The 21,174-nt window shown below is 54.4% G+C and carries 18 protein-coding genes; 5 read left to right on the top strand and 13 right to left on the bottom strand.

Annotation, left to right across the window (positions count from 1 at the left end; genetic code table 11):
* The 6 genes from G9Q73_RS11010 to G9Q73_RS11035 all read right to left on the bottom strand — a co-directional run.
* Positions 1-869 (bottom strand): TRAP transporter large permease subunit (locus tag G9Q73_RS11010; RefSeq protein WP_177419833.1); only part of this gene is annotated, 869 nt, incomplete at its 3' end.
* Positions 869-1,357 carry a TRAP transporter small permease gene (locus G9Q73_RS11015; protein ID WP_177419834.1) on the bottom strand — a complete coding sequence of 163 codons (489 nt, stop codon included), beginning with the start codon at positions 1,355-1,357 and terminating at the stop codon, positions 869-871. The genes G9Q73_RS11010 and G9Q73_RS11015, both read right to left, overlap by 1 nt.
* Before the next feature lie 61 nt (positions 1,358-1,418).
* Positions 1,419-1,739: a cupin domain-containing protein gene (locus tag G9Q73_RS11020; RefSeq protein WP_177419835.1), complete on the bottom strand. Its 321-nt coding sequence runs from the start codon at positions 1,737-1,739 to the stop codon at positions 1,419-1,421.
* Between the two features lie 114 nt (positions 1,740-1,853).
* Entirely contained in the window at positions 1,854-2,849 is a 996-nt protein-coding gene (locus tag G9Q73_RS11025) for a TRAP transporter substrate-binding protein (RefSeq protein ID WP_177419836.1), read from the bottom strand.
* A 62-nt stretch (positions 2,850-2,911) separates the two neighbouring features.
* Complete coding sequence (locus G9Q73_RS11030) at positions 2,912-3,688, bottom strand: TRAP transporter TatT component family protein (protein WP_246345202.1); 777 nt, start codon at positions 3,686-3,688, stop codon at positions 2,912-2,914.
* A gap of 131 nt (positions 3,689-3,819) precedes the next feature.
* A complete protein-coding gene (locus tag G9Q73_RS11035; protein WP_177419838.1) occupies positions 3,820-4,182 on the bottom strand; it encodes a cell division protein BolA in 363 nt (120 codons plus the stop codon).
* Positions 4,183-4,379: 197 nt separating this feature from the next.
* Here G9Q73_RS11035 and G9Q73_RS11040 point away from each other — a divergent pair, with 197 nt between their 5' ends.
* The 4 genes from G9Q73_RS11040 to G9Q73_RS11055 all read left to right on the top strand — a co-directional run bounded on the left by G9Q73_RS11040 (position 4,380) and on the right by G9Q73_RS11055 (position 12,973).
* Positions 4,380-5,720: an alanine/glycine:cation symporter family protein gene (locus G9Q73_RS11040; protein WP_177419839.1), complete on the top strand. Its 1,341-nt coding sequence runs from the start codon at positions 4,380-4,382 to the stop codon at positions 5,718-5,720.
* Between the two features lie 85 nt (positions 5,721-5,805).
* Complete coding sequence (gene recQ / locus G9Q73_RS11045; protein WP_177419840.1) at positions 5,806-7,929, top strand: DNA helicase RecQ; 2,124 nt, start codon at positions 5,806-5,808, stop codon at positions 7,927-7,929.
* Positions 7,930-8,230: 301 nt separating this feature from the next.
* Entirely contained in the window at positions 8,231-10,267 is a 2,037-nt protein-coding gene (locus G9Q73_RS11050; RefSeq protein WP_177419841.1) for a diguanylate cyclase, read from the top strand.
* Positions 10,268-10,336: 69 nt separating this feature from the next.
* Positions 10,337-12,973 carry a response regulator gene (locus G9Q73_RS11055; protein ID WP_177419842.1) on the top strand — a complete coding sequence of 879 codons (2,637 nt, stop codon included), beginning with the start codon at positions 10,337-10,339 and terminating at the stop codon, positions 12,971-12,973.
* A 1-nt stretch (position 12,974) separates the two neighbouring features.
* Here G9Q73_RS11055 and G9Q73_RS11060 read toward each other — a convergent pair whose 3' ends face one another.
* From G9Q73_RS11060 to G9Q73_RS11090, 7 genes are all read right to left on the bottom strand, one after another.
* The gene (locus G9Q73_RS11060) at positions 12,975-13,313 is read right to left on the bottom strand and encodes a glutathione S-transferase N-terminal domain-containing protein (protein WP_177419843.1); all 339 of its coding nucleotides are present in this window, start codon (positions 13,311-13,313) and stop codon (positions 12,975-12,977) included.
* A gap of 4 nt (positions 13,314-13,317) precedes the next feature.
* A complete protein-coding gene (locus G9Q73_RS11065; RefSeq protein ID WP_177419844.1) occupies positions 13,318-13,635 on the bottom strand; it encodes a BolA family protein in 318 nt (105 codons plus the stop codon).
* A 75-nt stretch (positions 13,636-13,710) separates the two neighbouring features.
* Positions 13,711-15,918, bottom strand: a complete 2,208-nt coding sequence (locus G9Q73_RS11070) for a putative bifunctional diguanylate cyclase/phosphodiesterase (RefSeq protein WP_177419845.1) — start codon at positions 15,916-15,918, stop codon at positions 13,711-13,713.
* A gap of 2 nt (positions 15,919-15,920) precedes the next feature.
* Entirely contained in the window at positions 15,921-18,065 is a 2,145-nt protein-coding gene (locus G9Q73_RS11075) for an HDOD domain-containing protein (protein ID WP_177419846.1), read from the bottom strand.
* A 245-nt stretch (positions 18,066-18,310) separates the two neighbouring features.
* A complete protein-coding gene (locus G9Q73_RS11080; protein WP_177419847.1) occupies positions 18,311-19,180 on the bottom strand; it encodes a dihydroorotate dehydrogenase electron transfer subunit in 870 nt (289 codons plus the stop codon).
* Positions 19,181-19,193: 13 nt separating this feature from the next.
* A complete protein-coding gene (locus G9Q73_RS11085) occupies positions 19,194-20,483 on the bottom strand; it encodes a dihydroorotase (RefSeq protein WP_177419848.1) in 1,290 nt (429 codons plus the stop codon).
* On the bottom strand, positions 20,480-20,962 hold the full coding sequence (locus G9Q73_RS11090) for an aspartate carbamoyltransferase (RefSeq protein ID WP_177419849.1): 483 nt from the start codon (positions 20,960-20,962) through the stop codon (positions 20,480-20,482). The genes G9Q73_RS11085 and G9Q73_RS11090 overlap by 4 nt, the downstream gene beginning before the upstream one ends.
* Between G9Q73_RS11090 and G9Q73_RS20010 the strand changes: the two genes are divergently transcribed.
* On the top strand, positions 20,915-21,043 hold the full coding sequence (locus G9Q73_RS20010) for a hypothetical protein (protein ID WP_281397641.1): 129 nt from the start codon (positions 20,915-20,917) through the stop codon (positions 21,041-21,043). The two genes, G9Q73_RS11090 and G9Q73_RS20010, sit on opposite strands and share 48 nt — an antisense overlap.
* Positions 21,044-21,174 lie beyond the last annotated feature (131 nt).

Here is a 21,174-nt window from a genome sequence, read left to right on the forward strand (position 1 = left end):
TTGGTGGAGGCCAGCGACATGCCGAGGATGACCAGGATGCCGCCTACCAGCAGCATCGCCTCGCGCATGACTTGGGGCAGCCTGCGCAGAGAGATCTCCCGGTGGATGAAGACTTCGACCACAAGCACATAGAAGGCGGTGACCGCTGCGGCTTCGGAGATGGCGAAATAGCCGCTGTAGATGCCGCCGAGCACGATGATCGGCAGTGGAATCTCCCAGGCAGCTTCCCGGATGGCCGACAGCGCCTCTGCCTTGGAAAAAGAGGTCAACTTGACGCCGCGGCTCGACCAGAGGCTCCAGGCTACCAGAATCAGCAACATCAGCAGCCCCGGCAGGATGCCGGCCAGGAACATGTCGTCTACCGTGATGGAGCCGCCGATGCCGAGCTGCTGCGCCACTACTGCGTATAGGATGAGCGGCAACGCTGGAGCGAACAGCAGTCCCAGGCTACCGGAGGTAGTGACCAGCCCCAGGCTGAAATTCTGTCGGTAACCCGCTTCAGTGAGGGCCGGATAGAGCAGGGCGCCGAGGGCCACGATAGTGACGCCAGAGGCGCCGGTAAAGGCGGTGAAGAGGGCGCAGGCGATCAGTGCCACGAAGGCGAGTCCGCCGGGCATCCAGCCTAGCAACGTCTGGGTGACGCGTACCAACCGGTGAGGGGCGTTACTTTCGCTTAGCAGATACCCGGCGAAGGTGAAGAGCGGGATCGCCAGTAGTACCGGCATCTCGGCGATACGGTAAAACTCGATGGCGACCACGGCGAGGTCGATCTCGGACTGGTGGAAGCCGATCAGGGCGCTGGCGCCGATGACGACAAACAGTGGGGCGCCGAACAGGGCGATCAGGATGAGACCCAGCGCGATCAGCATTACTGTTTTTCCCCCGGCAGAAATCGTAGGGGTATATTGAACAGAAAGCGCAGGGTCATGATGCCGAAGCCGATGGGGATGATGCTCTCTCCGGCCCAGGCCGGGAAGCTGCCGAACAGAAGGGAGCCGTCTTCGTACTCAAAGGCGACGAAGCGCGCAGCGTGCCAGGCGATGATGCCGCATACAATGGCGCTGAAAAGATCGGTGACGGCCTGGATGAAACTGCGTCTTGAACCTGACAGATAACGGGAGAGCAGATCGATACGGATATGCCGATCCTCCCGGGTAGAGGCGATGGCGCCCATCAAACCGACCCAGAGAACCAGCATACGCAGGGTGGGGTCTGCCCAGATAATGCCGGAGTCGAAAAAGTTGCGCAGCAGGATCTGGGCGACTGCGAGCAGGATCATGGTCGTCAGGAGAAGCGCCATCACACCATCCTCGGCAAGCAGTATGAACCCTCTGACGCGCTTTAGTTTGACTTCCATGATCAGCCTATTATACGGCCTATCTGTGCAGAAACTATAGATTCGGAATTAAGCTGTACCATCAAGATGGCGGGTGAATATGTACCGCCAGCCAGATGCAGGTTGGATCGGTGCTGGTTTCCAGCACCCGATGGGGAGTGCGGGCTGGGATAAACAGGGTATCGCCGCTCTGCAGGGTAATAATGCGATCCTCTATCTGCAGAGAGGCCTGTCCCTGGAGCAGGGCGATCCACTCATCCTGAACCTGATCGTAGATTTCGCTGCGGGTCGATGGGGGGCTCTGAATCTTTTCTATTGAGATATTCCTGCATTGCAGCAGTGTTTCGAACGATTCCTCTTCTGCGGGGGCTTTCGCCGGTTGATACAGGTTAGTGGCGGCCATGGATTCATCTCGTAGGCCTGATCAAGCGTAGCGGGCCAGGCAACAGGTTTGATGAGAATTAGGTTGGGTTAATCCGTTTTTTTGGCTGTACCCCAACAATATGCACCATTATCGTCAGTGGCTGGATTGACGGTATTCATCGAGTAGCCCCTGAACCTTTCTAAACAGTTCGGGAGAGAAGAGTCCGTCGTTCTCCAGCGCCTTCACCGTGGCCGCAGCGGTTTGTGCCCACTCCTGTTTGCCTTGGGTGGTCGGCTCAATAAACGTTATGCCCTGTTTTTTCAGTGCCACCAGCGCTTTTTTCTCATCCTCGCGATTATGGGAGTTGAGTGCCTGGAATGCTGATGCCAGTTCAGTATGCAGAATCTTGCGGTCTTCTGAAGAGAGTTTTTTTAGTGCCTTCTCCTTGATCACCAATGTGGCATAGAGGTAGATCAGAGGGACATCGGTCAGATACTTCACTCGTGTATGCCACTGCAGGGCGATGGCGCCGATGGCAGAACTGGCGACGGTGTCGATAAGGCCAGTCTGCAGTCCGGTAAGTACATCGGTAATGGGCAGAGGGATGGGTGAGACGCCGGTGGTTTTAAAGGCGACGCTATTGACCCGGTCACCTTCGGGTATCCAAATCTTCTGTTTTCTCAGGTCCGCACTCTCCCGCACAGGACTGTTGGACATCAGGTAGGCGAAGCCGCCTTCGCCAAGTCCATAGCTGACAAACCCCTTCTTGCTTAACCCGTGGATGATCTCCTGATCGAAACGCGTCCGCACATAGTCCACTTCATCCAGGCTGCGGAACAGGAAGGGCAGGTTGTAGAGCTGGGCATCCGGATAGACCCCCGCCAGCCCTCCGCCTGTGATGGCGCCGCCATGAAGTTGGCCGACCCGGATCTTGCGCAGTACGCTTTTGTCGTTGCCCATCACGCCGCCGGGATAGAAGCGCAGCTTGACGCGACCGTCGGTCTTCTTTTTTACCTCTCCTGCTGCTGTCCGCATGATATTCATCCAGGCGGTGCCGTCTGGCGCCAGGGTGGCGATCTTGAGGGTGGTGGCGTGGGCGACGGATGTCAGACTCAGGCTAAATAACAGCGTTATGATCACGCGGATCATAGGTAACTCCTTACTACAGGCGATAACTGGAAAAATGGATATTGTAGATGGGTGCGGGCGGATTAGAAATAGTCGTCGTTCAACATCTCTTTGGCCTGGCGCTGTGCGATAACATTGCTGAGGGTCAAGCCGGGGACGGATGGGTTTGCAGCGATGACTTCGTGCAGGAGATGATCGTGCAGTTCCTGGTCGAACAGCAGACGGGCGTAGCGGCGGGCGAACTCCACCTTTGCCATGAGATCTTTACCCTTTGAATAACGGATGGCAAGCTCGAAATGTTTGCGCCCGATTTCGGGTTTTCCCCCAAGGGCGGGAGGGAGTTGGGTGCGAATTACGCCAAGATAGAGTTGTGCGCGTCCCGCCTCGTAAGCTGGGTCGAGATCGATGACCCGCTGCAGCACGGCTTCGATTTTTGGCAGTTCAGCGATGGCATTCCAGTCATCCAGGTTGGCCTGAATCCAGCCTGCCCAACTGGTGCCGAAAACGTAGAGCCCTTCGATATCCCATGAGGCCACCTTCAGCACATTCGGCTCGAACTCGGTAAAGGGTTTGTCCATCGTTGCGCAGATATCCGGCTGGGACTGGCAGAGTCCCCGGCTTGCATAGTCCAGCGCCTTGTCCGCCAAACCTTTTCGTCGTGCAGTGTCGTTGACCAGTCCGCCTCCATAGGCGCTATACAGCCTGGCGCCGGCAAACAGCAGCGCCGGGTCATCACCGTCGTCGGCAATCAGGGAGTCGAGCAGCAGCAGATAGGCAGGAGCACCGCTGCGGACGATCTCCGGGTCTGACTGATTCAGTATCGCACTGGAGAGGTTACCCGCCAGCCGGTTGGTCGCCATAGAGGTGCAGCCTGAGATCAGTAGCAGGAAGAGGCAAAACGCAGTGGCTTTGATAGTTAGGAATCGTCTGGCCATGTGGACCCGTCGGAAAAGTACGTTTCAGGATACCGCTTCAAAACATAAAAGCGGCCTCAACGATGCTTTTTACCAACGTGTTCCATGTGATGCAACCAGCTGTTGAACATCATGCCGAGGGAGCCGGTACCTGCGCGCCGACCCTTGAAGGTGTGGAAACAGCCTTCTTCCTCTTCTGAAAAACGGGCGGCGCCAAAATTCAGAAAGACGAATATCATCGCCACATCAAGCACCAGCCCGCCAACGGTCAGTAAGCCGTGAACGACGACGTTGGCCATAATCCAGTTGAGAATCAAGGAGTGGTAGGTGAGACTGAGAAACGGGGTGGCAAAGAAGAGGGCAACAGCCATCAGAGAGAAAAAATCCGCCAGGCGTTCGTGCTTGCGGGTATACCCTTTGATGTTTTTACAGACGGACATGACGATGACCTCTCAGTCAGGTTCTACACTGCTTGGCCTGAATGGCAATTTCCAGATTTGTTCTACGGTAACCTTACATGGTGAAAAGTCAAGTCAAAACTTGGTCAGTGTGACCGCTTCATCGGCGAGTGTATAGTTGGGTGGATCACCCGGCGCCTGAAGGCCGGGAAGCATAAGAACTATCGAGGAGGATCTGCGTGGAGAGTGTTACCGAACTTGTCAAAGGGCTGAACGGCATCGTCTGGGGACCGTTGATGCTGGTGCTGATCCTCGGTACCGGGATGTTTCTCATGCTGGGCCTGAGGCTCATTCCCCTGACGCGTTTGGGCCACGGTTTCCGCATGTTGTGGCAGGGGCGCAGAGACCAGGGGGAAGGTGAGATCAGCCCTTTTAACGCCCTGATGACCTCTCTCTCCGCCACCATCGGCACCGGTAATATCGCCGGCGTCGCCACTGCCATCGCCCTGGGTGGTCCGGGCGCACTCTTCTGGATGTGGTGTACCGCGCTGGTGGGCATGGCCACCAAGTATGCCGAAGCCGTACTGGCAGTGCGCTACCGCGAAGTGGATGAGGAGGGGAACCACATCGGCGGCCCCATGTACTACATCAAAAATGGTCTCGGCAGGCGCTGGGCCTGGCTCGGCACCCTGTTTGCAATCTTTGGCGCACTGGCGGGTTTTGGCATTGGCAATACGGTGCAGGCCAACTCGGTGGCCGACGTACTGAAGACTAATCTGGCGATACCTGCTGCGGTGACCGGCGGCGTAATGGCGATACTTGCCGCACTGGTGCTGATCGGTGGTGTGCGGCGGATCGCGGACGTTGCCGGCAAGCTGGTGCCCTTTATGGCGATTGCCTATGTTGCGGTTGGTCTGATGGTGCTGTTTACCCATTTTGGTGAGATTCCGTCTGCGGTCGTCATGATCGTCGAGCACGCCTTTACGCCGACGGCGGCCACAGGGGGGTTCGCTGGCGCGGCGATCTGGGCCGCGATACGTTTTGGTGTGGCTCGCGGCATCTTTTCCAATGAGGCGGGGCTGGGCAGCGCACCGATTGCGCATGCGGCGGCGGCCACTGACAATCCGGTGCGGCAGGGCACCATCGCCATGCTCGGAACCTTCATCGATACCCTGATCGTCTGCACCATCACCGGCCTGGCCATTGTGGTGACCGGCGCCTGGACCAGCGGTGAAACCGGGGCGGCGCTCTCTTCCATGGCCTTTGAGCTGGCGCTGCCCGGTGTGGGTGGTTATGTGGTGACCTTTGGACTGGCGATCTTTGCCTTCACCACCCTGTTGGGCTGGAGTTTCTACGGCGAGAAGTGTGTGGAGTATCTGTTTGGTGTGCGGGCGATCACGCCTTTCCGTGCGCTCTGGATCATCATGATCCCGGTGGGTGCGATGGCGCAGGAGCAGCTCGATTTCGTCTGGCTGGTGGCGGACACCCTGAACGCGATGATGGCGTTGCCGAATCTGTTGGCGTTGCTGTTGTTGAGTCCGGTGGTGTTTGGGCTGACGCGGGATTATTTCAGGAAGTAAGCTTTGCGTCCCTTATGCCTATTTCCGGACGGACACTCAGTCGTTTTTCGTCCACATGGGCAAGGCAATAAAGTTACAATACCTCATGCAACGTGCCCTCAAAATCCTCAACAATATTTTCGGCTACGAATCCTTCCGCCATAATCAGGCTGACATCATCGAAGCGCTGCTTGGAGGGCAGGATGCCCTGGCCCTGATGCCCACCGGCGGCGGCAAGTCGCTCTGCTACCAGATTCCGGCCTTGATAAGGCCAGGGGTGGGTGTGGTGATCTCCCCTCTGATTGCGCTGATGCAGGATCAGGTGGATGCCCTGACCCAACTTGGTCTAAACGCTGCATTTCTGAATTCCACACTGGATATGGGGTCCATCCGCGCCACTGAGCAGGCGTTCCTGGCCGGGGAGCTGGATCTGCTCTATATCGCTCCGGAACGGTTGCTCAATGAGCGGACGCTTTCACTGCTGGAGCAGGTGCAGCTGGCGCTCTTTGCCATCGATGAAGCGCACTGCGTCTCTCAATGGGGTCATGACTTTCGCAAGGATTATCAACGGCTGTCGATACTGCAGGAACGCTTTCCAGGCGTACCACGCATCGCCCTGACTGCGACGGCGGATGAGCGCACCCGGCATGAGATCATTGAGCAACTCGGTTTGCAGAGTGCAGCGATCTTCATCAATAGTTTTGACCGGCCCAACATTCGCTATGCACTGTCAGAGGGTCAGAATGCGAAAGAGGCGTTGTGGCAGTTCCTGCAACGTGAACATCCGGGCGATGCCGGAATCGTCTATTGTCTCTCCCGCAAGCGGGTGGGGCAGATCGCCGACTGGTTAAGTACCAAGGGCCGCAAAGCGTTGCCCTATCATGCAGGACTATCCGATGCCGAGCGGCGCAACAATCAGTCCCGGTTCCTGCGGGAGGATGGGGTGATTATCGTTGCAACCATCGCTTTCGGCATGGGGATCGACAAGCCGGATGTTCGCTTTGTCGCCCATCTGAATCTGCCCAAGAGTGTCGAGGCCTACTATCAGGAGACCGGACGCGCCGGCCGGGACGGCGAACCGGCCAATGCCTGGATGGCTTACGGTCTGCAGGATGTGATCACCCTGCGCCAGTTCACCCAAACCTCGGACTCGGAAGACCAGTTCAAACGCGTCGCTCACCACAAACTGGAGGCGATGCTGGGGCTTTGCGAGTTGACCGGCTGCCGTCGTCAGGCACTGCTGGCCTACTTCGGTGAAACTTTGCCGGAACCCTGCGGCAATTGCGACAACTGTCTGCTGCCGCCGGAGACCTGGGACGCCCAGGAAGCGGCCCGCAAGGCGCTCTCCTGTGTCTTCCGCACAGGTCAGCGATTCGGTGTGAACTATGTGGTCGATGTGTTGCGGGGCAAGGAGGATGATCGCATCCGGCGTTTTGGGCACGACCGGCTCAGTACCTTCGGTATCGGGGCTGACCTCTCCATCAGTGAGTGGCGCTCCCTGTTCCGTCAGTTGATTGCCCAAGGGTATCTCGATATCGATGTGGCGGGTCACGGTTCACTGCGGCTGACCGAAAAGAGCCGGCCGCTGTTGCGGGGTGAGCAGGGGCTGATGCTGCGTCGTCAGCGCAAGGTTGAAAAAGAGAAGTCGAAGCGGGAGCGCAAGCTCTCAGGACTGCGAGCCTTTGATCGTCCTCTTTTCGAGTCCTTGCGAGTCCTGAGACTGGAATTGGCCGAGGCACAGGGGGTGCCGCCCTACGTCATTTTTCACGATGCCACGCTAACCGAACTGGCGCGTCGACGCCCTGCCTCACTGCATGAAATGGCCGCCATCAGTGGCGTGGGCGAGAGTAAGTTGGCCCGCTATGGCCAGCAATTTCTGCTGCATATCCGTGAATATCCCCTGCCCGATCTGCTGCGCAACAATCTCAGCGACACTGTCAACGAAACCCTCTATCTGTTCAACAGCGGCAAGGATGCACAACGTATCGCTCAAGAGCGGGAACTCAAACTCACCACGGTATATTCGCACTTCGCCGAGGCGCTGGAGGTCGGATTGCTGGATATTACCGATGTGTTGCCCGTCGAGGCTGAAGAGTATACCCAGATCGTCAGACTTATGGAGCATCTGGACGTCTGTGAAGAGGGGCGTTTGAAGCCGCTCTATGAGGCCCTCGACGGGGCTTGGGATTACGGCATTTTGCGCTGTGTTCTGGCTGCAGAGTGCGGTTAATTCACAAACACTCAAGGCAGGAAATAGATTCCGAGTGATCCACGTCGCATTTTGGTAGTATGCATCCTGTCATTTTATAGGGATATTCCTATCGGGCCTTAACCATCGTCCCACTGGTTGGGGGACCGGTTCCACGCAGTAGCCCATCACACGCGAAATAGTTTCAGTAACGCGCTGAATCGCTGAAGGACAGATGCCAGGAGTGGTTTCCGTCCAGTGCTCAATTGCGCGCGTGGTACCCGCGTATCTCTCTGTCGCTCCCTGAGTGGCGGTGTGAAAAACTGATTTTACGGACACAAGATTGAAAACAGATAACAACAAAAAAATCTTGCTGGTATTGAAGCGCCGAACGCCGGTTTTGGTGTTGCTGTTGGTGCTTTCGAGCGTGGTGCTGCTTTGGATGGACTGGCAAAAGCAGGCACTCCTGGATGCACTGCAACTGCGTGGAGTGGAGTTTTCACGGGCAGTCGCGCAGCTTGTTGAAACCCCCATGCGCGAGAACCGTGACCTGGATCTACAGCGTTTTTTAGGTCTGGCGAACCAAACTGAACCGCTCTATCTGGCCGTGTTGCGTCCCGACCAGACTGTTCTCTCCCGCTGGACGGCGACCCGTTTGTCACTGACAGCGCCTCCTGCAGGCATCACGCCAGGAGAGGGGAGGGTTGTGGTCGATCGGTTTCCTGATCCCGTCACCGGTGAACCCTATATCCGTTTTCTTACACCGATCCCGCCTGAACAGTGGACGGCAGGGAGCATGCCTCTCGGCTATGTTGACCTGATTCTCAGTGAGACGCCTGCGCTGGAACTGGCACGTAACTCTGCGCTCTCACTGGCCATGATTTTGCTGATAGCGGCGGGCCTGACGGTAGCCGGCAGTGCGCTCTTGATCAGACTGATCGACTGGAGGGTGCATCAACCCCCCTCTGTGTCCTCAACCCGGCTGGGATCAGCGGTACCCGCTATAGGTGAGAGCAGCACTGGCTTGGTGACGACAGTGTCAGAACCGCTCGATGCGGAAAAATTAATGGTTCTGAAGAATAATTTTCAGGGTTTACGGGTAGGCCGTCTCACGCAACTGATCCATACCTATCTCTCCAGTGCCGAGACGCTGCTGGAAAAGATGGAACAGACTTTCGACAGACGGGATGCAAGAGCGCTGTTTCAGCTTGCGCACAGCCTGAAATCGTCAAGTGCCAATCTGACTGCCCTCCGGCTTTCGGCCCTCTGCAGGAATCTGGAAAAAGAGGCCCGTGATGGCAAGGTTCTGGAGGGAGATAAACAGTTGCGGGCGATCAGGGATGAGTTTTCCCGTGTCAGCCAGGCTTTGGAAGTGGTGCTTAGTGAATTGCCGGAGGATGAACCCTGGCAGATCGACCGGGAGCAGGACAGTAAGCTGGCGAGCCCCTATCTGGTGGGCGCGGACATCGTCGGCCAAGAGCCGGTCAATGGGGAGCAGCGGCCAAGGGTGATGGTGGTTGACGATGACTCGACAGAACGGGAGATGGCGAAATCCCTGCTGCAGGAGGGAGGCTTCGATGTGGTGCTTGCCGAGAACGGTCGCATAGCGCTCGATCGCTTCTTCACAGACAAACCTGCCGTCATGCTGCTCAATCTGGAAATGCCTGAACTTGATGGTCTCCAGGTCTGTGAGAGGTTGCGCCTGCTTCCTGGCGGAGAACATCTGCCGGTGATCATGGTGACCGGTCATGATGATCTGCCTGCGATTGAAAAGGCTTACGCGGTTGAAGCCACCGACTTTGTGACAAAGCCAGTGGTGTGGCCGGTGTTGGTGCAGCGTATCCGTTATCTTCTGCGGGCTGCCGCAGCTTTCGAACGGGTCAACGAGCTGGCTATCTCTGATGCACTGACGGGGTTGCCCAACCGCCGTCACACACTGGAACGAATGCAGCAGGGGTTGGCAGAGGCGCGCCGAAACAAGCTTCCCTTTTCATGCACTCTGGTGGATATCGACTATTTCAAGCGCATCAACGATACCCATGGCCATCTGGTGGGAGACATTGTCTTACGTGAATTGGCCGGAGTGCTGCGTATGACCGCCCGGACATATGATGTTATCGGCCGCATCGGCGGAGAAGAGTTTTTGATGTTCAGCATCGGGTTGGATATCGACGCGGCCAATCAGATGGCCGAACGACTGCGCCGCGCCGTGGCCGATCACTCTTTTGGGACTAGAAATTTCAATGAACAGGTGACGGTGAGTCTTGGTGTTACTGCCGCCAGTAGCGAAGATGAGAGTTATGAACAGTTGTTGAAGGCTGCTGACAAAGCGTTGTATTCCGCCAAGGATAGTGGGCGAAATTGTGTGGAGAGCAGGTGATTTTCTGTGTTGATTTTACAGACAACTTTTTGTGAGTGTCTTTTCTTCCGACGCGGGTGACAGTTGAGGATGGACGGAGAGAAAAATCCGGGATCATCTCAGCTACAGGATAGTGCGCAGCTGGATGCTTTGTTCAGACTGGAGCAGGCCCGGGTGCTATACGGCAGTGCATTGCTGCCTAATCTGATCGTTGCGTTTGTAAGTGCTTTGCTGGCTTTATATTTTGCTCCGCTTTTGCCCGTGGAGTCGATCCTGGTCTGGCTTGTCCCAGTGAATCTGTTGGTGATGGCGCGCCTGCTGACAGCATGGGCCTATGGGAACTACCGGACGAAATTTGGGACGACAGATATCTACGTCTTTCTGACTGCCTTGGTGGGGCTGAGCTGGGGTCTGGCTGCCTGGGTGCTTTTGTCGATGCTGCAGGGCAATTCTGCTGGTGTGATGATGGTTGTGCTTGTTGTCGCAGGCATGATATCGGCGGGGGTTCATGTCCTGGCAATCAGTTCAGTGGCAGCGATCTTTTACATTTTGCCGGCCCCTATTATTATTGCTCTGCAATTCTATTCCAGTAGCCCGGATGGGGTGTCGCATATCTTTTTCATGATGCTGGTTTACAGCCTGTTCATGACAATGGTCGTGAACAAGCAGAACAGGACTTTGCGAGCTAATTTCCTGCTGCAATATGAGAATGAGGCACTGATCAATAGTCTCCAGCAGGCAAAAAGTGCGGCTGAGTCGGCCAATGCCGCCAAGTCGTCCTTTCTTGCCAAAATGAGTCATGAGATCCGTACGCCAATGAATGGTGTTTTGGGCATGGCGGAGCTGCTGATTGAGAGCAGTCTCAATGAACGTCAGCGCCACTTTGCCCAAACCATCAAGCGTTCAGGCGGCCGCTTGATTCATCTGATCGATGATGTGCTGGATTTCTCCAAAATTGAAGCCGGCAGGCTTGAACTGGAACTGCAAAGAGTCAATCTGCGGCACCTCATTGAGGACGCAGTAGAGCTGCTAGCCGATCGGGCCTACAGAAAAGGCCTTGAGTTGACTGCAGTGTTACCCCCTAACATGCCCAATTATTTCAGATGTGATCCTGTACGCCTGGAGCAGATATTGGTCAATCTGTTGGGAAATGCCATCAAGTTTACCCAGGTGGGTGAAGTGGTATTGGAGTTGGTGGTGATGCCACTGTCTGAGAACGAAGCTCGTCTCTCATTCAAGGTAAAAGACACAGGCATTGGCATCGATGCCGGTAGCCAACAGCGCATCTTCAGAGCCTTTACGCAATCAGATGGTTCAATTACACGTGAATATGGTGGTACTGGTCTTGGGCTGAATATCTCCAATCAGCTTCTTGGCCTAATGGGTGGGAAACTGAAGGTTGAGAGTGAATTGGGACGGGGAAGCTGCTTTCACTTCGATCTCCGGCTGAACATAGAGAGAGAAGCGTTTTATCCGAAACCTGCATTGCATGAAGATCTACAGCACAGGCGCCTTTTGATTGTTGATGACAATGCGACGGTGTGCGGTTATTTGATGAATCAGATCGGCGCATTGGGTCTCTCGGTTGATAGCGCAAAAAATGGGAGTCAGGCCTTGTCCATGCTGAATACTGCAGCCGACAGGGGAAATCCATACGATATTGCTATGCTTGACCGGCAGATGCCTGGGGCCAGTGGCGCGGTGCTTGCCCGGATGATTAAAGAGAAACCTGCGCTGGCGGCTATCCGAATCGTGATTTTGAGTCCACTGAATCAGCAACTGTCCGATATGCCGAATCGACTTGTGCATTTTCAGCTGACCAAGCCGGTGCGCCTGGATCAACTATTGCGTTGTTTGAATGTCGTCTTTGATAGAGAACCCGTGTCTGTAAGAAGAGAGACAGAAGTTTTTCCCCAACAGCTACGAGAGGATAGATGGATCGGTGTAAAAATCCTGCTGGTGGAGGATAACCCGGTCAACCAGGAAGTGGCGCTGGGTATGCTTGAATTGCAGAAGTGCCATGTTGTGGTGGCGGAAAATGGACTGGAGGCGTTGGATGCGATGAAACTGGATGTCTTTGATCTGGTGCTGATGGATTGCCATATGCCAGAGATGGACGGGTTCAGAGCAACCGAGGGAATTCGCCTGTATGAATCACAACAGGGCGAGGGAAGGCGCGTTCCCATCATTGCGTTGACCGCCGATCTGCAGAAGGGTATCCGTCAGCAGTGTCTCCGGGCTGGTATGGATGATTTGCTTGGCAAGCCTTTCTCCACGGATGAGTTACTGACTGTAATGTCTCACTGGTTACAGTTGGAAAAATCAGCGGGAGCAGCAGACCCCTCTTCAGTGGATGACGAAGCGGTCATCGATGTTCTTGTGCTGGATAAGATCAGAGCCTTACAGCAGCCGGGAAGGTCAGACATAATCAGCAGAGTGGCCAATCTCTTTCTGGATGTCACCCCCAGCTTAATAAGGAAATTGCATCAGGCAATTATTTCCAATGATGGAGAAGGCGTCCGTGAGGCAGCCCACAGTATCAAGTCCAGTAGCGCCAATGTAGGAGCACTGCAACTCTCCAAAAAGTGCAGAGAGATGGAAGTGCTGGGTGAACAGGGCGACGTTGATGCCGCAAAAGAGATGGTGGAAGCGATCAATGATGAGTTTGTTGCGGTGCGGGCGGCATTGCTCGATGAGCTTGCCGGGGTTGAGCAGACGACGGTTTGAGTCAGATGGAATAATGTCGTTTGAGATATCGTATAATATCTGCAGATTCATACATCCACTGCACTGAGCCATCCTGATGCTCAATGCGCAGACAGGGTGTCTGATAGAGGCCTCCCTCTCTGATGAGCGCCTGCTTCCACAGCTGATTGTTAGCTGCATCGCGATATTCGATATTGAGATCCAGTTGCTTGATGACCCTGCGAACCTTTATACAGTATGAGCAGGCGGAGAACTGATAGAGTGAGAACCGACGGGTTTCCTCATCAACTTGCTGTTGCGCGTCCATACTTCTTTGTATAGGCGAGGCGGCACCCAGAAGCTTTTTTATGATATCCAGCATTGCGTCATGTAATCTTGGAACCACCCAAGCACTCTGGTGAATCCCGTACGCTGCCGTTACGTTCGAACCACTCTTCTGGTGTCATGGTGTGTAGCGCCAGTGCATGCACGCCTCCCTGTAATTCGTCGGCCAGGATTTTGTTGATCAAGCGGTGGCGATTGAGCAGTTTTTCCCCTTCGAAGCGTTTGCTTGCGATGACGACCTTGAAGTGGGACTCTGATCCTTCAGGCACATTATGCATATGGCTTTCGTTGTTCACTTCGAGAAAGGTCGGCGAAAGCGCCGCCTGAAGTTTCTGCTGAATGGATGTCTGTATTGTCATAATCTCGTCCGATTGATCTGTTTGGGTACGAAATTATAGTCTTACTCGAAAAAATACTGACAAATACCCGTCAGATCAAATGGTTTTGGAGAACAGCTGTCGAAAATCGGTTTCCGGGAGAGGATGGCTGTATAGATAGCCCTGGGCCATCGAACACCCGGCGTTGTGCAGAAAACGATGTTGGTCTTCATTCTCCACGCCTTCTGCAATGAGGTCCAGCCCCAGCCCTTTTGCCATGGCGATTATGGCCTCGATTATAGAGTGTTCATCCCTTTGTGAATTTATCGCATGAATGAAGGAGCGGTCGATTTTGAGGCTGTGAAGCGGAAGAGACTGAAGATAGCCCAGTGATGAGTAACCTGTGCCGAAATCATCCACAGCAACACGGATACCATAGCGATGCAGAATGCCAAGATTCTCTACGGCCTTTTCCATATTCTGTACGATTGAACTTTCGGTGATCTCCAATTCGAGGAGTTGTCTGGGAAGGTTGAACTCGCTGGTAATCCCTAACACGGTAGCGGTGAAATTGTCTGATTCGAGCTGCTGAGCAGACAGATTGACTGACAGACTTATGGGATGAGTATGAAGCTTCATCCAGTTAAATGCATCTTTGCAGGCTTGTCTTAATACCCATTCACCAACTTGGATGATCAGTCCGCTCTCCTCGGCGATAGGGATGAATTCGGAGGGCGGCAATAGTCCCAGATCAGGGTGCTGCCATCTGACAAGGGCCTCTGCACCAACGATTTTCCTGCTTTTTAACTCTACTTTCGGTTGGTAATAGAGTCTCAGCTCATTGTTGAGGAGTGCCCGTCTCAGGCCGTTCTCAATATCCAGTCTCTTGTGAAACTGTTCCTTCATGTGGTCGGCAAAAAATGCGAAGCCGTTCTTACCGGAGTTTTTGACCTGATACATTGCCATATCGGCATTTTTCACCAGCATCTCTTTGGAATCGCCATCGTTTGGATAGACCGCGATACCGATGCTGAAGGTAACGAATACCTCCTGCAGGCTGGGGTGGAATGGTTTCTCAAGCTCTTTCAGAATCTTGTTTGCAGTTGTGGTTATATCGTTTCTATCGCTGACCTCAGGCAACAAGAGATTGAATTCATCCCCCCCGACCCTCGCCAGGGTATCAGCCTCGCGGAGGCAGCCTTTCAATCGTGCGGCAATGGACTGTAGCAATTCATCCCCTGCAAGATGCCCCAGAGTGTCGTTGATGATTTTGAAGCTGTCCATATCAAGGTAGAGAACAGCCAGCATTTTTTTGTTTCGTTTTGCCTGGGCTAAAGCGATGTTGAGTCTGTCTCGGAACAGTGTTCGGTTTGGAAGACTGGTCAACAGGTCATGGTAAAGCTGATATTTTATCAACGCCTCGGACTGTTTTCGTTCTGTGATATCACGTGCGACTCCATAAGTACCGACGAATCTTTTTTTGCTGTTTAGCCGGGTGGAGTAGATGCCCACTGAGTTCAGTTCGATAGCGACAGAACGAACATCGACGTAGTTGGGGGAATCGAAGTCTTTGCTTCTCAGTTTAAGTTCTGTATTGCGAGTCGTTCGGTCACCGGTGCGTCTTTCATTGAAGATGTATTTTGCCTTTTCAAGGTCGTCTGGAGGTATCAAACAGGTGTAAGGTTGTTTCAGCAGTTCCCCAGCAGCGAATCCAAGGTTTTTTTCAAATTGATTGTTTACGAAGGTAAATCTTCCTTCCTGATCCAGCATGTAAATCAGATCGGGGGAGTTGTTGATGAGAAAACGGTGAAGCGTTTCTGAGCGTCTTAATTTATCCTGAATACGGCTGTTCTCATTAGTCAGGTGTTGTCTCTCCAGTGCATTGGATACCGATAGCAACAGTTCGTCTGCCATGTAGGGCTTGCGGATAAAATCCTTTGCGCCTTTTCTCAGTGCACTGGCCACATGGTCGAAGCCCGATTCCCCGCTGATTACGATGATGCTGGTTTTGTGGTTGTCGCTTTTGATGAATTCCATTACCTGGTGGCCATCGATATCCGGCATATTCAGATCAAGGAGCGCCAAATCGAATGTGTCTGTTTTCAACGCATCAATCGCCTCTCGACCACCATTCGCAATGACGATGGTATAGCCGGAGAATTGCAGGATCGCTCTTAAACTTTCGCTGGCCCGGGGTTCATCATCGACTATTAAAATACGGGCGGAATTCCTTTCTCTGTTGCTCTTGGTCTGCTCCTTTATCTGTGGTGCCTGATGTGCGTTACCTCCTTGTGGTCTTGATGTCGAATGCTTGATGATCGTCATCGCTACGTGTCCCCCATGGGAATTCTCCTGGGTAAGAGAATCTGGAATGTTGTGCCCTTTTCATGGCTTGAGGTGCAACTGATGGAGCCTGAAAGCTCGTTAATAAGATTTTTTACGATGGTGAGACCAAGACCTGCATTGCCGGCTCCTTTGGTGCTCTTCACTGGCGAAAAAATATTCTCCATGATCTCATCGGGAATGCCGGGTCCGTTATCAATGATCTCTATCCCAACGTAGTGCTTACCATTCATGTTGATTTTGTCTTTCGTGATTAAAGTAATCTTTCCTCCATCACTCATCGCTTCAACCGAATTTTTTATCAGGTTGGTAAGTATCTGTTTAAGGGTATTACGACTGCCGGCAACCGGAGGCAGAGAGGTTTCGAGGTCAAGCTGGGCACTGATGTCATGGGTTACGAAAAGTGAGGTGTGAAAAATCTTTTCAACATCCAGGATCAGACTATTGAGGTCAACGAACCCTTGCTCAAGTCCGATATCGGAAGGCATGTCGCGCAGGCGCAGGATGATTTTTCCTACACGTTCGATCTCATCCTTGATGATACGAAGTTCCTCGTGGGCAGCATGATCCTCTCCCAGTTTCGTGCCAAGAATATGCAGGTAGTTATTAATGATCCCAAGAGGGTTGTTGGCTTCGTGAATGATTTTTCTTGCGTGCAGCTGGAATTCTGATCGTGCTTCTTCAATCCGCTCCTCCTCGGAGCGGATGATGGTAAGTTGTTGCTGGATAGATTTTGCTGCCCCATCGGCAAAGGTTGATACCAGCATTAGGTGGGATTCGATTCTGTTCCAGTCCACCTGTTCAATGCCAGCGACCAATGCGCCGATGGTACGCCCTTCAGTTATCAAGGGAATCGAAAGTAACCCGTTATTTTTCATGAGGGTCAGGATTTGACGATCCACAATAGAGATGGATCTGTTTTCGTCGTTTTCAAGCCAATGCCTCGGCTCGCCCTGCAGCAGGGAGTCAGTAATCATGCTTCTGCCCGCTTCCAGGAATATTGAGATGTTAGCGAAAGGTCCGGGCTCTGTCTCTTCCGAGGGGGTATATACGAGTTGATTCTGCTCCTGATGGTAGAGAAAAACCCTGATTGGGGTCAGGTCGAAAAGGATGCGGGCATTTTGGACAATAGAGGCGAGTGTCTCATGTAATGGAACCTGTGGTCCGGTTCGATGTGAGGCCATGCCGACGATGGCCGCTGTTTTTATCCGCTCTTTTAACTGCTCTTTCAGCTGCTTGCGTAAGGGAGTCGTGTCTATCCCCCTATTACCAGTCTTTGCTGATTTTGTTAGTGAGATTCCAAGACTACTGGCAATGCTGCTGACCTGCTCATGAACGCTGTTCAACATCTCTTCGAGCAGTGGCTGGGTCAATCCAAACAGCTCATCAGCCTGTTTGAAAACCGTGTTGTCCGGAGTGCCGTTGAGGCCGCTTAACTGGCTTGCAAGGTTAATGATTTTTACCAGGGGTGTGCTGTCTTGAATCAGCGCAGCAGGCTCGTACTGGTAGTGCACGGCATCGGCCATGAAAGAGTGCAGATGCCAGCTGTCGATCAGGTAGGCCCCTACCTCGCTGTGGGTGAAGCCCAGTTTTTCATTCTCAAGTTTTTCCAGTTCCTGCCCGGAAAAGGGCTCCACGGAAATGCCTGAGTATTCAGTGGGGAAGTTTCGTAGCAGGACCAATTGTCCTACGCGATGTAACAGCCCGGCAATGTAGGCCTCATCGGGTGATTGGTAGGTGGTTAAACGTGCAATTGCGCGTGCTGTATGAGCGCATGTCAGGGAGTGCAGCCAGATTTCATCCATATATTGACTGACAGAGTCGTCGACCTGGGAGAACAGGTCTTGCACCGCACTTGTCATGGCGATGGTTTTGACGGTATTTAAGCCCAGTACAACCAGTAATCGTCCAAGGCTGGCTTCAGATCCCCACTGTCTGTAAATCGGGGAATTTGCTGCTGCAAGGACCTTGGATGAGAGGGCAGCGTCCTGGCGGATGATATTTTCCAGGTCGCTGAAACTGACATCGGCATGGTTGCAGATGTCTATTAATTGAAGAAGTACGTGAGGAACGGATGGCAGCCTGCTCGCATCCAATTCCAACATCACACTAATAACTGATTTTTCCATGGCCAATTTATAATAATTTTAATTGGTGGCAACACATAGCGGGTTTGCAGCGGGCGCAGCTGCATGATTTGAAAGCGATGTGAATCCAAGCCATTGTTTTTGTTTTGCCGAGCGGCATCGATTTCGCCGGATCAGCATTCCTACTATCTCACCCCAACAATAAACTTATAGCATTAAAGCCGCAAGATTATTAGGGACTTGAAGTCCTATTTTAATATTGTTGAATAGGTTTGGAGGAAGATAAGTCAGAAAACTTTGCTGGCCTCAAATACAGGCCCATCCACACAGACACGTTGCATAACCGGACCTTCTGCTGTTTGTACCTCAACCACGCAGCCGGCGCAGCCGCCGACGCCACAGGCCATGAACTCTTCCAATGAGACCTGACAGGGCAGATCGAATTCCGCTGCCAGTTCAGCCACTGCCTCCAGCATGGGATGCGGGCCGCAGGAGAAGATCTCCACTTCACCCCTGGCCTGCTCGTTCAGGGATGTCAGCCAGTGTCTGGCAAGCTCGGTAACATAACCCTGGAAGCAGCCGGCGAAGTCCTGCTGGCTGGCCAGACGGCAGGGAATGCCCCAGTCGTCCATCAGCGGCATTGTTGCAATCACGTCGGCAGGCAGTTCCGGTAGAAGCAGCTGTGAGGGTTGGGGATTGAAAGGGAACGGGACTTCGGAACCGAGTATCACAAAGGGCTGTTTCTTTCGTTCCCGGTAGAGAGACTCCGCCAGAAAGACCATTGGCGGCATGCCGACACCGCCGCCGATCAACAGCGGTTTTGTGCGGGAGGGGTCGGGGCGAAAAGGGTGGCCGATGGGTCCGAGCAGGCTGACGCTCTCACCGGGCTGACGCCTGGAAAGCAGTGTGGTGCCGGTGCCCACCCGTTTATAGAGAAGGTCGACCCAGCCATCTTCCGGCGATACCCGCATGATGGAGATGGGACGGCGCATCGGCTGTAACGGATCGCACTGTAGGTGTACGAAGCTGCCGGGCTGTGCTTTGGTGGCGCACTCAGGCGCTGCTACCCGCAGGATGAACTGCTCGCCCGCGAAGGCCTCGTGAGAGAGGATTTCAGCACTTTCCAGATAGAGGGTATCGCGGTGGGGTTTGTTCATAGGTACAAATTCACTAATTTCGTTGATAGACAATGCGGCCATTCAACAGTGTATGGGTGACGATGCCGGGCAGTTCCCAGCCGCCAAAGGGTGTGTTTTTCCCCTGGCTCGTCAGTTGATCCGGTACGACCGTCCAATAGGTATCCGGATCGAAGATACAGATATCCGCTGTTGCCCCCACCTGCAGTCTGCCCAACGGCAGCCCGAGTATCTCGGCGGGGCCAATGGTAAGACGGGCAATCGCGGTGCTGAGATCCATCACGCCCTCGTGAACCAGTTTGATGGTTAGGGACAGCAGGGTGTCCAGCCCGGAGATCCCTGGCTCGGTCGCCGGAAATGGCGCTGCCTTGGCGTCGGCTTCATGGGGCTGGTGGTCGGAACAGATGGCGGAGATGATATTCTCAGCCACCGCCTGGCGCAGGCCGTCCCGGTCTCCCGTTGAGCGCAGTGGCGGCAGTACGTGGGCATTGCTGTCGAATCCCTCAATATCCATCTCCGTCAGATGGAGTTGGTGGACGGCGACATCGGCGGTGACCCTGCGTTTTTCCCGCCGCGCCCAGGCCAGGGTGTTGGCGGCGCTGGCGCTGGAGAGGGTGTGGAAATGGATCGCCGCGCCGGTGGTTTGCGCCAGTGCCAGATCGCGGGCAACGGCGACAGTCTCAGCGGCTTCAGGGATTACCGGCAGTCCAAGCCGGCCAGCGACTTTTCCCTCGTGGGCACAGCCCTGATCGCTCAGGTGCCTGTCATTGGAGCGGATAATGGTGAGCAGATCGAAGGTGGCTGCATACTCCAGGGCGCGGCGCTGTACCAGGGTATTCGCAAGTGGGGCGTAATTGTTGCTGATGGCAATGCAACCCGCTTCTTTCAGGGCCGCCATTTCGCTCAGTTTTTCGCCTTTTAATTCCTGAGTCTGAGCACCCAGGGGAAGCACTCGGCAGTAGCCTGCCTTACGGGCCTTGTGTTTGATCTGGCCCACAATCGCCGGGGTATCTATCACCGGCAGGGTATCCGGTGGGCAGCAGAGGGTGGTGATGCCGGAATGGGCTGCAGCTGCCGTCTCGCTGGCGATAGTCGCCTTGTATTCCGCCCCGGGCTCCCGCAGATTGACACAGAGGTCGATGATGCCGGGGCAGACTACCTTATCGTTTCCATCGATGATGGTTGCTGTCTGAAAACCCGCTGGTGCTTCTCCTATCGCCGTGACTTTGCCGTTCTCGATATGGATATCGGTAACCGTGTCGACGCCATTGGCGGGGTCGATCAGGCGTCCCTGGAGGATGGTTATCATATTGGTGCTGTTCATCCCTTGTTATCCTGGCTCTGTTGATTTTGCGTGCCGATGATGATCGATATCACCGCCATGCGTACTGCTATGCCATAACTGACCTGTTGCAGGATCACTGAGCGGGAACCATCAGCCACTTCCGAAGCCATCTCCACGCCCCGGTTGATGGGGCCGGGGTGCATTACGATGGCCTCTGAATCCGCTACGGCCAGGCGTGCTTCAGTCAGACCGAAGAGGCGGTAATATTCGTGTTCGCTGGGCAGCATCGCCCCCTGCATGCGCTCCTTCTGCAGCCGCAGCATGATCACCACGTCCACATCGCGGATGCCTTCGTCCATGTCGTGATAGATGTGGACGCCGAGGCTGCGGGCCTCTACGGGCAGCAGGGTGCGGGGCGATGACCCTGACTTCGGAGACGCCCAGGGTATTGAGGGCAAGAATCTGGGAACGTGCGCGACCCGGGAGTGGAGTATGTCGCCGACAATGGCGACCCGCAAACCGGTGAACTCTCCCTTGTGGCGGCGGATGGTGAACAGCGCATCGCTCTGGTTGATGTATGGCGTCCGCTCGTCGCATGATCACACCGACGCCGGGAGCCGCGTGCTTGGCGATGAAATGGGCTGCGCCACTGACGCATGACGTACCACGAACATGTCGACATGCATCGCTTCCGATAGCAATACAACTGAACTGGGTGCTACCGATGCAA

It is taken from the genome of endosymbiont of Lamellibrachia barhami (assembly GCF_011947365.2).
GTDB lineage: Bacteria > Pseudomonadota > Gammaproteobacteria > Chromatiales > Chromatiaceae > QGON01.